We start from the raw sequence: 12,395 nt of genomic DNA, 5'->3' as shown, positions 1-12,395 counted from the left end.
CCGGGTGGATCCGCACCGGCGCCCCCGTGGCTGCTCAGCTCGCGGACTGGCCTCCGCGCGACGGTGATCCTACGTGCCGAGGGCCTTTTCCCCCTCCCGGTAGGGTGGCGCGCGCACGGTGCGCAACCGCGGAACAGGGGGACCAGACACGTGAGTACGACTGCGGCGACCGGCTTCTGCCGTGTCACTGTCGTGGCGCCCGACAGCCGGATCGACGTCGCGCTGCCCCAGGACATCGCCGTCGCCGACATCTACCCGGAGATCCTCCGCCTCACCGGCCGGATCCAGGCGGCCGGCACCCCCACCGGACACCACCTCGTACGCCGTGACGGCACGGTCCTCGACGGCGCACTGACCCTCGCCGCCCAGCACGTCCTCGACGGCGAACTCCTGCTGCTGCGCCCCTTCGCGCACTCCCTGCCGCCCGCCGTCTTCGACGACGTCTCCGACGCGGTCGCCTCGGCCGTCAGCCGCGACCGCCACCTCTGGAGCGACGACCTGCTGCGCGGCGCCGGCATGGCGGGCGCCGTCACGCTGTTCGTCCTGCTCGGCTTCGTCCTCTGGTCCGCCGACCCGGTCCGCCACGACACGCACGGGCTGCCCGCCGTCGTCGCCGGCGCCGCGGGAGTGCTGCTCACCGCCTTCGCGGGGGTACGCGCCCGGGTCTACGCGGACCGCGCCGCCGCCGTAGCGGCCGGCCTCGGCGCACTGCCCCTCGTCCTCATCGCCGGCTCCGGCGTCATCGGACCGGACGCCGGCCAGGGCCCCGGCAGACTGCAGTTCCTGCTCGGCTGCGTCGCCGTACTGATCGCCTCCGCGGTCCTGGTCGCCCTGATCCCGAGCGGCGACGCCCCGTTCGTCGCGACGACCCTCCTCGCCACCGCCGGCACCCTGGCCGCCTTCGTCGCGATACTCACCGAGACCTCCGCCACCCGGACCGCCGCCGTCTGCGCCCCCGTCGGCCTCGGCCTCGTCGCCTTCCTGCCCGGCCTCTCCGCCCGCTTCGCCCGGCTGCCCATCGGATACGCCGCGCCGCGCTCCGCCCCGGGCGGCTACCGGGACCACTCCGGCCTCCCGGACGCCGGGCCGGTCACCCCGGGCCCGCCCGTCGACGCGGACGGCATCGCGGACCGGGCCCGCCGCGGCCACGAGCTGCTGCTCGGCCTCGTCGGCGGATGCGCGGCCGTCGTCGTCGCGGCCGCCGCCGTACTCGGCTTCTCCGAGAGCGCCTGGGGCCGGCTGCTCGCCCTGGCGGCGGGACTCGCGCTGCTGCTGCGCGCCCGGCTCTTCCGCTACACCTCGCAGATCGTCTGCCTGCTGGCGGCGGGCACCGGCGCGGTCGCCCTGCTGGTCCTCGGTCTCGCGCTGAACCCGCCCGCCGATCTGCTGGACGAGCTGACCCGGTACGGCGACCGCGGCTCCCTCGACCTCCGTACCATGTGGCTCTCCGCCGCCGTCGCCGCCGGAGCCGCCCTGCTCACCGCCGTCGCCCTGGTCGTGCCGCGCAAGGGCCTCTCCCCGTTCTGGGGCCGGCTCCTGGACCTGACCGAGAGCGTGCTCCTGCTCTCCCTCGTCCCGCTCTGCCTGGCGGTCCTCGACGTCTTCGCCAGGGCCAGGGCCCTCACCGGGTGAGGCCCGTCGGATCCGCTCCGAACGGCTGGTAGTCTGGGTGTGGCCGTTTGTGTACGCGTTCCCGGTTCGTTCTGGGAGCTGCGCTCATCGGACCTTCGCTCCCGAGTCACTCAAGCTCCCCTGAGATCAAGACCAGGGGCACTCGTGGGCGCATCGAACACCTAGAGGAGTACCGCGTGCCGCTCGACGCCGCTACGAAGAAGCAGATCATGACCGAGTTCGCGCAGAAGGAGGGCGACACCGGTTCCCCCGAGGTTCAGGTGGCCATGCTCTCCCGCCGCATCTCGGACCTGACCGAGCACCTCAAGACGCACAAGCACGACCACCACTCCCGCCGTGGTCTGCTGATCCTGGTCGGCCAGCGTCGCCGCCTTCTGCAGTACCTGGCCAAGAAGGACATCCAGCGCTTCCGTGCGCTCGTCGACCGCCTCGGCATCCGCCGTGGCGCGGCCGGCGGCGCCAAGTAAAGACGCTGTGAAAGGGAGCGGTGCCCACCTCAAGGGGGCCGCTCCCTTTGCCGTACGTGCGGGACTGGGGTCAAGCTCAGTAACCTGGACGTACAACACCAGACGAGGAGAGGCGCCCACGGCCGCCGCCGGTCCTCGGTAGTGGCCCCCGGGACAACGCCCGGGAGCTTCGATCGAAGACCGGCCCCGCACACACGGTGCGCCTCTCCGCACCGTCCTCCGCCACACGGGCGACAGGACGAAAGACGACGAGTATGGAGAAAACACTAGTGGAGAACGAGACCCACTACGCCGAGGCCGTTATTGACAACGGAACCTTCGGCACCCGCACCATCCGCTTCGAGACGGGCCGCCTGGCCAAGCAGGCCGCCGGCTCCGCCGTCGCGTACCTGGACGACGACACCATGGTGCTGTCGGCCACCACCGCTTCCAAGCGGCCCAAGGACCAGCTCGACTTCTTCCCCCTCACGGTGGACGTCGAGGAGCGGCAGTACGCCGCCGGCAAGATCCCCGGCTCGTTCTTCCGCCGGGAGGGCCGCCCCTCCGAGGACGCGATCCTCACCTGCCGCCTGATCGACCGCCCGCTGCGCCCCTCCTTCAAGAAGGGCCTGCGCAACGAGATCCAGATCGTCGAGACGATCATGGCGCTCAACCCCGACCACCTGTACGACGTGGTCGCGATCAACGCCGCCTCCGCCTCCACGATCCTGGCGGGCCTGCCCTTCTCCGGCCCCATCGGCGCCACCCGCGTCGCCCTGATCAAGGGCCAGTGGGTCGCCTTCCCGACGCACACCGAGCTCGAGGACGCCGTCTTCGACATGGTCGTCGCCGGTCGCGTCCTTGAGGACGGCGACGTCGCGATCATGATGGTCGAGGCCGAGGCCACCGAGAAGACCATCCAGCTCGTCCAGGACGGTGCCGAGGCCCCGACCGAAGAGGTCGTCGCCGCCGGTCTCGAGGCCGCGAAGCCCTTCATCAAGGCGCTCTGCAAGGCCCAGTCGGACCTCGCCGCCAAGGCCGCCAAGCCCACCGGCGAGTTCCCGGTCTTCCTCGACTACCAGGACGACGTCCTGGAGGCGCTCAGCAAGGCCGTCAGCACCGAGCTCGCCAAGGCGCTCACCATCGCCGGCAAGCAGGAGCGCGAGGCGGAGCTCGACCGCATCAAGGAGATCGCGGGCGAGAAGCTCCTCCCGGCCTTCGAGGGCCGCGAGAAGGAGATCTCCGGTGCCTACCGCGCGCTGACCAAGAAGCTGGTCCGCGAGCGCGTCATCAAGGACAAGGTCCGCATCGACGGCCGCGGCGTCACGGACATCCGTACGCTCGCCGCCGAGGTCGAGGCCATCCCGCGCGTGCACGGCTCGGCGCTCTTCGAGCGTGGCGAGACCCAGATCCTGGGCGTCACCACCCTCAACATGCTCCGCATGGAGCAGCAGCTGGACACCCTCTCCCCGGTGACCCGCAAGCGCTACATGCACAACTACAACTTCCCGCCGTACTCCGTCGGTGAGACCGGCCGCGTGGGCTCGCCCAAGCGCCGCGAGATCGGCCACGGTGCGCTCGCCGAGCGCGCCATCGTGCCGGTGCTGCCGTCGCGCGAGGACTTCCCCTACGCGATCCGCCAGGTCTCCGAGGCGCTGGGCTCCAACGGCTCGACGTCCATGGGCTCGGTCTGCGCCTCCACCATGTCGCTGCTGAACGCCGGTGTGCCCCTCAAGGCCGCCGTCGCCGGTATCGCCATGGGCCTGATCTCGCAGGAGATCGACGGCAAGACCCACTACGTCGCCCTCACCGACATCCTCGGTGCCGAGGACGCGTTCGGTGACATGGACTTCAAGGTCGCCGGCACGAAGCAGTTCGTGACCGCGCTCCAGCTCGACACCAAGCTCGACGGCATCCCCGCCTCGGTCCTGGCCGCCGCGCTGAAGCAGGCCCGTGACGCCCGCCTCCACATCCTTGATGTGATGAACGAGGCCATCGACGTCCCGGACGAGATGTCCCCCAACGCCCCCCGGATCATCACCGTCAAGATCCCGGTGGACAAGATCGGTGAGGTCATCGGCCCGAAGGGCAAGATGATCAACCAGATCCAGGAGGACACCGGCGCCGACATCACGATCGAGGACGACGGCACCATCTACATCGGTGCCCAGCAGGGCTCGCAGGCCGAGGCCGCGCGCGCCACGATCAACGCGATCGCCAACCCGACCATGCCGGAGGTCGGCGAGCGCTACCTGGGTACGGTCGTCAAGACCACCACCTTCGGTGCGTTCGTCTCCCTGATGCCCGGCAAGGACGGCCTGCTGCACATCTCGCAGATCCGCAAGCTCGCCGGTGGCAAGCGCGTGGAGAACGTCGAGGACGTGCTCGGCGTCGGTGCCAAGGTCCAGGTCGAGATCGCCGAGATCGACTCCCGCGGCAAGCTCTCGCTGATCCCGGTCGTCGAGGGTGAAGAGGCTGACGAGAAGAAGGACGACGCCGCCAAGTGACGTCCCGTAGTTCCGTGACGACGGCCCGCACCTCCTCGGAGGCGCGGGCCGTCGCCCGTACCCAAACGCTTCTCAAGGGCAGCAACGGCATCGGCACGGTCCGCCGCACGGTCCTCCCCGGTGGCCTGCGCATCGTCACCGAGACCCTGCCCTCCGTACGCTCCGCCACCTTCGGTATCTGGGCCAACGTCGGATCACGCGACGAGACCCCGGCCCTGAACGGCGCGACGCACTACCTCGAACACCTCCTCTTCAAGGGCACCGACAAGCGCAGCGCCCTGGACATCTCCTCCGCCATCGACGCGGTCGGCGGCGAGATGAACGCCTTCACGGCGAAGGAGTACACCTGCTACTACGCACGGGTCCTCGACACGGACCTGCCGCTGGCCATCGATGTCGTCTGCGACATGCTGACCGGCTCACTCATCGCCCCCGAGGATGTCGACGCCGAACGTGGCGTCATCCTTGAGGAGATCGCGATGACGGAGGACGACCCGGGCGACTGCGTGCACGACCTGTTCGCGCACACCATGCTCGGCGACACCCCCCTGGGCCGCCCGGTCCTCGGCACGGTCGACACGGTCAACGCGCTGAGCCGCGGCCAGATCGCCCGCTTCTACAAGAAGCACTACGACCCCACGCACCTCGTCGTCGCCGCCGCCGGCAACGTCGACCACGCCACGGTCGTACGCCAGGTCCGCAAGGCCTTCGAGCGGGCCGGAGCGCTCTCCCGCACCGACGCCACCCCGGTGGCGCCCCGCGCGGGCTCCCGCACGCTGCGCACCGCGGGCCGGGTCGAGCTCCTGAACCGCAAGACCGAGCAGGCCCACGTCGTCCTCGGTATGCCGGGACTGGCCCGCACGGACGAGCGCCGCTGGGCGCTCGGCGTACTCAACACCGCCCTCGGCGGTGGCATGAGCTCCCGCCTCTTCCAGGAGGTACGGGAGAAGCGCGGCCTCGCCTACAGCGTCTACTCGTACACCTCGGGCTTCGCGGACTGCGGACTCTTCGGTGTGTACGCGGGCTGCCGGCCCAGCCAGGTCCACGACGTCCTGAAGATCTGCCGCGACGAGCTCGACCGTGTCGCGTCGGACGGACTGGACGACGAGGAGATCAGTCGCGCCATCGGCCAGCTCGCCGGGTCCACGGTCCTCGGGCTGGAGGACACCGGCGCGCTGATGAACCGCATCGGCAAGAGCGAACTGTGCTGGGGCGAGCAGATGTCGGTCGACGACATGCTGGCCCGCATCGCGCAGGTCACACCGGACGACGTCCGGTCGGTGGCGGGCGAGGTCCTCGGACACCGCCCCTCGCTGTCGGTCATCGGCCCGCTCAAGGACAAACAGGCGGACCGGCTGCACGAGTCGGTCGCCTGAGGCCTGTCGTCCAACTCCTCATCCGAAAGAAGTAAGCATGAGCAAGCTGCGCGTAGCCGTTCTCGGTGCCGGGGGCCGTATCGGCTCCGAAGCGGTACGAGCCGTCGAGGCCGCCGACGACCTGGAGCTGGTGGCCGCACTCGGCCGCGGCGACAAGCTGGAGACCCTCGTGGACACCGGCACCCAGGTCGTCGTCGAGCTCACCACCCCGGCGTCGGTGATGGAGAACCTCGACTTCTCCGTCCGGCACGGCATCCACGCGGTGGTGGGCACCACCGGCTGGACCGACGAACGGCTCGCGCAGCTGAACACCTGGCTCTCCGGCTCGCCGGAGACCGGTGTGCTCATCGCACCGAACTTCTCCATCGGCGCGGTCCTCACCATGAGGTTCGCCCAGCAGGCCGCACGCTACTTCGAGTCGGTCGAGGTCATCGAGCTCCACCACCCGAACAAGGCCGACGCGCCCTCCGGCACCGCCGCCCGCACCGCCCAGCTCATCGCCGCAGCCCGCCGCGAGGCGGGCAGCGCACCCCAGCCGGACGCCACCACGACGGCCCTGGACGGGGCGCGCGGCGCGGACGTCGACGGGATCCCGGTCCACTCGGTCCGGCTCCGCGGTCTGCTGGCCCACCAGGAGGTGCTGCTCGGGAGTGAGGGCGAGACCCTCACCATCCGGCACGACTCGCGGCACCACAGCAGCTTCATGCCGGGCATCCTGCTCGGTGCACGCCGCGTGCCGACCGCTCCGGGCCTCACGTTCGGCCTGGAAAACTTCCTCGACCTGAACTGACTGAGCCCACCGCCATGCGCGCAAAGATCACGTACACCGTCACCGCTGCCGTCCTGGTCTTCTACTTCGCCCTGGCCGGCAGCCGTGGCGTCCTGCTCATCCGGCACGGCACGCTGCTCACGGTGACCTTCGGGGTCGCGGTGCTGATCCTGCCGCTGATCGGCATCTGGTTCCTCTGGAAGAACACCCAGTTCGTCCGGCGGGCCAACGCCCTGGCCGCCGAACTCGACGCGGAGGGCGGTCTGCCGGTCGACGACCTGGCCCGTACCCCGAGCGGGCGTATCGACCGGGACTCCGCCGACGCGGCGTTCGTCCGCCGGCAGGCGGAGACGGAGGACACGCCTGACGACTGGCGCTGCTGGTTCCGGCTCGCTGTCGCCTACCAGGACGCCAGGGACACCCCACGGGCCCGCAAGTCCATGCAACGGGCCATCGCCCTGCACAGCCGCCCTGCGGCCGCCTCAAGCGGCACGAGCACCTGAGGCGACCGGCATCTCGAGCCCGTCCGGCGGTTGAGGACAATCGTGAGCCGTCCGGCGATCGAGGACACAGAAAAGCCGTCCGGCGACTGAGGGGACACCCCCGGTCGCCGGACGGCAGGGCATCGAGGCCCTACTGCTGCCGGTACTCGTCCCCCCACGCCTCAATCGTGTCGGCAGCCCGGTCAAACGCCTCGCCCCGCGTCAGGAAGTCCGCGTTGGAGTCCGTGAGCAGCGGCGGCACCGCGTCGCCACCCCTGCGTACGACGATCAGGGCCTGACCCTGAACCGTCCGGGGGAACCCGAGCCACTTCACCGGCTGCTGCACCGTACGCACCTCGGTGGCACGGTTCCACGGCACGGTCGTCGTCCGGAAGAACCCGACGCGGCGCACGCCGTGCCGGCTCACCCAGGCGCCGATCCTCAGCATCCGCAGGGCGCAGATGATCACCGCGAGGGCGAGCGCGAGACACGCGCCCGCTCCGGGCATGGCCCCGGCGAACGCGATGATCATCCCCGCGAACAGGACGAACGAGGCGAGCAGCAGCAGGGTGGCCGCGGCTGCGACCCGCCACGGTCCGGGGCGGTAGGGGCGCCGCCAGCTGTCGTGGTCGTCGAACGGCAGCGCGACATCCTCAGCGCTCGCGTCAAACGCGCGGTCGGCCGTCAGGAAGGGCAGGGGCACGACTGATCCTCACTCACAAGCACGCTCGATTGCTGTGCCCGGTGAGGCTACCGAGGGGGTGGCCGCCCGTACCACCCCAGGGGGCCCGTACGAGTCAGTGCCCCGGTGCTGCCTCGGTCTGCTGGCTGTGCGAGGGCGACTGATCGGGCGCCAGGGCGGGAAGGCCGAGCAGCAGTGATCCGGCGAGGCCGGCGATCACGGCGAACCCGACGAGGCTGCGGGCCGCCAGCTGGGAGACGGTGGTGCGCTCCCGGGGAGGCGGTGTGACGTTGCTGCGGAATCGGTCGGCCTCGGCCACGAACGAGAACGGGACGGCTTCACGCCGGCGGAACATGAGGTAACTCTCCTTGAACTCTGTTTCGGGTGGTGCTATTGAGTCAGACGCACGGCGAGCCCGATCGGTGCCCCGAATCGCCGAATTGGTCGAAAGAATCCTCGAAAGGCCGGTGCCGACCGCGTTGTCAGTGGCGGCCCGTAGAGTGGGCGCCGCCCGAGCGACGCCATTGGAAGGACCCCGCCGGTGACCGAGACCCCCGAGCCCGCAAAGCCCAGCTTCCGCAGCGATGTCACCGTTGACCTGGTGAAACATGCCGCTGGCGACTCCGATGTGCTCTTCGCCGCCCGTGTCTCCACGGCCGGTGAGCAGTCCCTGGAGGAGGTCACCAAGGATCCTGAGCGCTCCAAGGGGCTCATCAACTACTTGATGCGGGACCGGCACGGAAGCCCGTTCGAGCACAACTCGATGACCTTCTTCATCAGCGCCCCGATCTTCGTCTTCCGCGAGTTCATGCGGCACCGCGTCGGCTGGTCGTACAACGAGGAATCGGGCCGCTACAGGGAGCTGGAACCGGTCTTCTACGTACCGGGGGAGTCCCGCAAGCTCGTCCAGCAGGGCCGTCCCGGCAAGTACGAGTTCGTCGAGGGCACCGAGGCGCAGCAGGAGCTCACCGGCCGCGTCATGGAGGACTCGTACCGCCAGGCGTACGACGCCTACCAGGAGATGCTCGCCGCGGGCGTGGCCCGTGAGGTGGCCCGCGCGGTCCTCCCGGTCGGCCTGTTCTCCTCCATGTACGCCACGTGCAACGCCCGCTCGCTGATGCACTTCCTCGGCCTGCGCACCCAGCACGAGCTGGCGAAGGTTCCGTCCTTCCCGCAGCGCGAGATCGAGATGGTCGGCGAGCAGATGGAGGCGCACTGGGCGGGGCTCATGCCGCTTACCCATGCAGCCTTCAACAAAAATGGACGAGTAGCCCCATAGGCGGTGTCCGTATTGCGGCGTTTCGTGAAGTTCATCTAGGCTGATCAAACGGACCCGGCACTGCTTGAACCCCCGAGCAGGCAGTGCCGGGCTCCTCTTGCTTGTCCCCCCGAGGGAACACCCGGCGTCGAGCAACGAGTAGCGTGTTACCCATGGCTCCGATCTCCACTCCGCAGACCCCCTTCGGGCGGGTCCTCACCGCTATGGTCACGCCCTTCACGGCGGACGGCGCTCTCGACCTCGACGGCGCCCAGCGGCTCGCCACCCATCTGGTGGACGCAGGCAACGACGGCCTGATCATCAACGGCACCACCGGCGAGTCCCCGACCACCAGCGACGTGGAGAAAGACCAGCTCGTAAGGGCTGTGCTGGAAGCAGTGGGAGACCGGGCGCACGTCGTCGCCGGCATCGGGACGAACGACACCCGCCACAGCGTCGAGCTCGCCCGCACGGCCGAGCGAAGCGGTGCCCACGGCCTCCTCGCGGTGACGCCCTACTACAACAAGCCGCCGCAGGAGGGCCTGCTGCGGCACTTCACGGCGATCGCGGACACCACCGGTCTGCCGGTGATGCTCTACGACATTCCCGGCCGCAGCGGTGTGCCGATCGACACAGAGACGCTCGTGCGGCTCGCGGAGCACCCGCGCATCGTGGCCAACAAGGACGCCAAGGGCGACCTCGGCCGGGCCAGCTGGGCCATCGCCCAGTCGGGCCTCGCCTGGTACTCGGGCGACGACATGCTGAACCTCCCGCTGCTCTCGGTCGGCGCGGTCGGCCTGGTCTCCGTCGTGGGCCATGTCGTCACCCCCGACCTGCGGGCCCTCCTGGAGGCCTTCCTCGGCGGCGACGTCCAGAAGGCCACGGAGATCCACCAGAAGCTGCTGCCCGTCTTCACCGGCATGTTCCGCACCCAGGGCGTCATCACCACCAAGGCCGCGCTGACCCTCCAGGGCCTGCCCGCGGGCCCGCTGCGGCTCCCCCTGGTGGAACTCTCCGCACACGAAACGGCGCAGCTCAAGATCGATCTCGCCGCCGGCGGGGTACAGCTCTAACCACAGACTTCACAACTGAATACGCGAAGAACACTCGCAAGAGGGCAACACCCCAAGACAACAGCAAGTGCACGAATGACATGCGCGCCACGTGCCCAAGCGGTACGTGGCGCGTGTGGTAAGGAGAGTCTTTTGAGTCATCCGCATCCTGAACTCGGCACCCCGCCGAAGCTCCCGAAGGGCGGCCTGCGGGTCACCCCGCTCGGCGGCCTCGGCGAAATCGGCCGCAACATGACGGTCTTCGAGTACGGCGGCCGCCTGCTCATCGTCGACTGCGGCGTCCTCTTCCCCGAGGAGGAGCAGCCCGGAATCGACCTGATCCTTCCGGACTTCACGACGATCCGGGACCGTCTCGACGACATCGAGGGCATCGTCCTCACGCACGGACACGAGGACCACATCGGTGGTGTCCCGTATCTGCTGCGTCTGAAGCCGGACATCCCGCTGATCGGCTCCAAGCTGACCCTCGCGCTCATCGAGGCGAAGCTCCAGGAGCACCGCATCCGTCCGTACACCCTTGAGGTCACGGAGGGCCAGCGCGAGCGCATCGGCGTCTTCGACTGCGAGTTCATCGCGGTCAACCACTCCATCCCGGACGCCCTCGCGGTCGCCATCCGCACTCCCGCGGGCATGGCCGTCGCCACCGGCGACTTCAAGATGGACCAGCTTCCGCTGGACGGCCGCCTCACCGACCTGCACGCCTTCGCGCGGCTGAGTGAGGAGGGCATCGACCTGCTGCTCTCCGACTCGACCAACGCGGAGGTCCCCGGCTTCGTACCGCCCGAGCGGGACATCTCGAACGTCCTGCGCACGGTCTTCGCCAATGCCCAGAAGCGGATCATCGTGGCGAGCTTCGCCAGCCACGTGCACCGCATCCAGCAGATCCTCGACGCGGCCCACGAGTACGGCCGCAGGGTCGCCTTCGTCGGCCGGTCGATGGTCCGGAACATGGGCATCGCCCGTGACCTGGGTTATCTGAAGGTTCCCGCGGGCCTGGTCGTCGACGTCAAGACCCTCGACGACCTGCCGGACGACGAGGTCGTGCTGGTCTGCACGGGTTCGCAGGGCGAGCCGATGGCGGCCCTGTCCCGGATGGCCAACCGCGACCACCAGATCCGTATCGTCCAGGGCGACACGGTCATCCTGGCGTCGTCGCTGATCCCCGGCAACGAGAACGCGGTGTACCGCGTGATCAACGGCCTGACCCGCTGGGGTGCCAACGTCATCCACAAGGGCAACGCCAAGGTCCACGTCTCGGGCCACGCCTCGGCCGGCGAGCTGCTGTACTTCTACAACATCTGCAAGCCGAAGAACCTGATGCCGGTCCACGGCGAATGGCGCCACCTCAGGGCCAACGCCGAACTGGGCGCCCTCACCGGCGTGCCGAAGGACCACATCGTCATCGCCGAGGACGGCGTGGTCGTCGACCTGATCGATGGCAAGGCCAAGATCGTCGGCAAGGTCCAGGCGGGCTATGTGTACGTGGACGGCCTCTCGGTCGGCGACGTCACCGAGACCTCCCTCAAGGACCGCCGCATCCTCGGTGACGAGGGGATCATCTCCGTCTTCATCGTGGTCGACAGCTCCTCCGGCAAGATCGTGGGCGGCCCCCACATCCAGGCCCGGGGCTCCGGTATCGACGACTCGGCATTCAGCGCGGTCGTTCCGAAGGTCCAGGACGCACTCAACAAGTCGGCCCAGGACGGCGTGATGGAGCCCCACCAGCTCCAGCAGCTGGTCCGCCGCACGGTGGGCAAGTGGGTCTCCGACACCTACCGCCGGCGCCCGATGATCCTTCCCGTCGTCGTCGAGGTCTGACCCCGACAGGCGCGAACTCTGGAGCGGGGCCCCCGATTTGCATCGGGGAGCCCCGCTCCAGTACGTTTACGTCTCCGCCTCACCGGGAAGCACCGCGCGCACTCGTGCGCAGCGAGCCTCCCGCAGAGGAGGGAAAATCCGACTCAGAAGTTCTGATAAAGTCGGATTCGCCGAAAGGCAAGGCCACTTCAACGGCCACCGGAAATCAAATTCGAACCGGAAACGGAACGAAATTGAGTCTGGTAAGGTTGGAACCACTGGAAAGGGAAACGCGAAAGCGAAGAACTGGAAAGCGAAACTGCGAGGCCCGCTTCGACCGGGAATCGGACACGAAAGAGTCTGATAGAGTCGG

The 12,395-nt window shown here is 69.1% G+C and carries 11 protein-coding genes; 9 read left to right on the top strand and 2 right to left on the bottom strand.

Going from position 1 to position 12,395, the window contains the following annotated elements; translation table 11 throughout:
* Positions 1 to 150 precede the first annotated feature (150 nt).
* The 6 genes from eccD (at position 151) to ACIQM0_RS38710 (ending at position 7,233) form a co-directional block, all read left to right on the top strand.
* On the top strand, positions 151 to 1,632 hold the full coding sequence (eccD, locus tag ACIQM0_RS38735) for a type VII secretion integral membrane protein EccD (RefSeq protein WP_401295790.1): 1,482 nt from the start codon (positions 151 to 153) through the stop codon (positions 1,630 to 1,632).
* Between the two features lie 176 nt (positions 1,633 to 1,808).
* Positions 1,809 to 2,099, top strand: a complete 291-nt coding sequence (gene rpsO / locus ACIQM0_RS38730; protein ID WP_018551846.1) for a 30S ribosomal protein S15 — start codon at positions 1,809 to 1,811, stop codon at positions 2,097 to 2,099.
* A gap of 269 nt (positions 2,100 to 2,368) precedes the next feature.
* Positions 2,369 to 4,585 (top strand): polyribonucleotide nucleotidyltransferase, encoded by a 2,217-nt coding sequence (locus ACIQM0_RS38725; protein WP_363025263.1) that lies wholly within the window; start codon positions 2,369 to 2,371, stop codon positions 4,583 to 4,585.
* Positions 4,582 to 5,961 (top strand): pitrilysin family protein, encoded by a 1,380-nt coding sequence (locus ACIQM0_RS38720; protein ID WP_363025233.1) that lies wholly within the window; start codon positions 4,582 to 4,584, stop codon positions 5,959 to 5,961. Before ACIQM0_RS38725 ends, ACIQM0_RS38720 begins: the two co-directional genes overlap by 4 nt.
* Before the next feature lie 37 nt (positions 5,962 to 5,998).
* Positions 5,999 to 6,751, top strand: coding sequence for a 4-hydroxy-tetrahydrodipicolinate reductase (gene dapB / locus ACIQM0_RS38715; protein WP_401295786.1), 753 nt, complete (start codon positions 5,999 to 6,001; stop codon positions 6,749 to 6,751).
* A 14-nt stretch (positions 6,752 to 6,765) separates the two neighbouring features.
* Positions 6,766 to 7,233 carry a hypothetical protein gene (locus ACIQM0_RS38710; protein ID WP_401295783.1) on the top strand — a complete coding sequence of 156 codons (468 nt, stop codon included), beginning with the start codon at positions 6,766 to 6,768 and terminating at the stop codon, positions 7,231 to 7,233.
* Positions 7,234 to 7,363: 130 nt separating this feature from the next.
* Here ACIQM0_RS38710 and ACIQM0_RS38705 read toward each other — a convergent pair whose 3' ends face one another.
* A complete protein-coding gene (locus ACIQM0_RS38705; RefSeq protein ID WP_401295780.1) occupies positions 7,364 to 7,915 on the bottom strand; it encodes a hypothetical protein in 552 nt (183 codons plus the stop codon).
* 94 nt (positions 7,916 to 8,009) lie between these two features.
* Positions 8,010 to 8,249: a hypothetical protein gene (locus tag ACIQM0_RS38700; RefSeq protein ID WP_401295777.1), complete on the bottom strand. Its 240-nt coding sequence runs from the start codon at positions 8,247 to 8,249 to the stop codon at positions 8,010 to 8,012.
* A gap of 186 nt (positions 8,250 to 8,435) precedes the next feature.
* Between ACIQM0_RS38700 and thyX the strand changes: the two genes are divergently transcribed.
* From thyX to ACIQM0_RS38685, 3 genes are all read left to right on the top strand, one after another.
* Positions 8,436 to 9,173 carry an FAD-dependent thymidylate synthase gene (gene thyX / locus ACIQM0_RS38695; protein ID WP_363077864.1) on the top strand — a complete coding sequence of 246 codons (738 nt, stop codon included), beginning with the start codon at positions 8,436 to 8,438 and terminating at the stop codon, positions 9,171 to 9,173.
* Between the two features lie 152 nt (positions 9,174 to 9,325).
* Positions 9,326 to 10,225, top strand: a complete 900-nt coding sequence (dapA, locus tag ACIQM0_RS38690) for a 4-hydroxy-tetrahydrodipicolinate synthase (protein ID WP_385353450.1) — start codon at positions 9,326 to 9,328, stop codon at positions 10,223 to 10,225.
* A 132-nt stretch (positions 10,226 to 10,357) separates the two neighbouring features.
* On the top strand, positions 10,358 to 12,043 hold the full coding sequence (locus ACIQM0_RS38685) for a ribonuclease J (protein WP_363025246.1): 1,686 nt from the start codon (positions 10,358 to 10,360) through the stop codon (positions 12,041 to 12,043).
* The last annotated feature ends 352 nt before the right edge of the window (positions 12,044 to 12,395 follow it).

Source organism: Streptomyces sp. NPDC091387, assembly GCF_044756945.1.
GTDB lineage: Bacteria > Actinomycetota > Actinomycetes > Streptomycetales > Streptomycetaceae > Streptomyces.
This window is presented reverse-complemented; position numbering and strand designations above follow the sequence as displayed.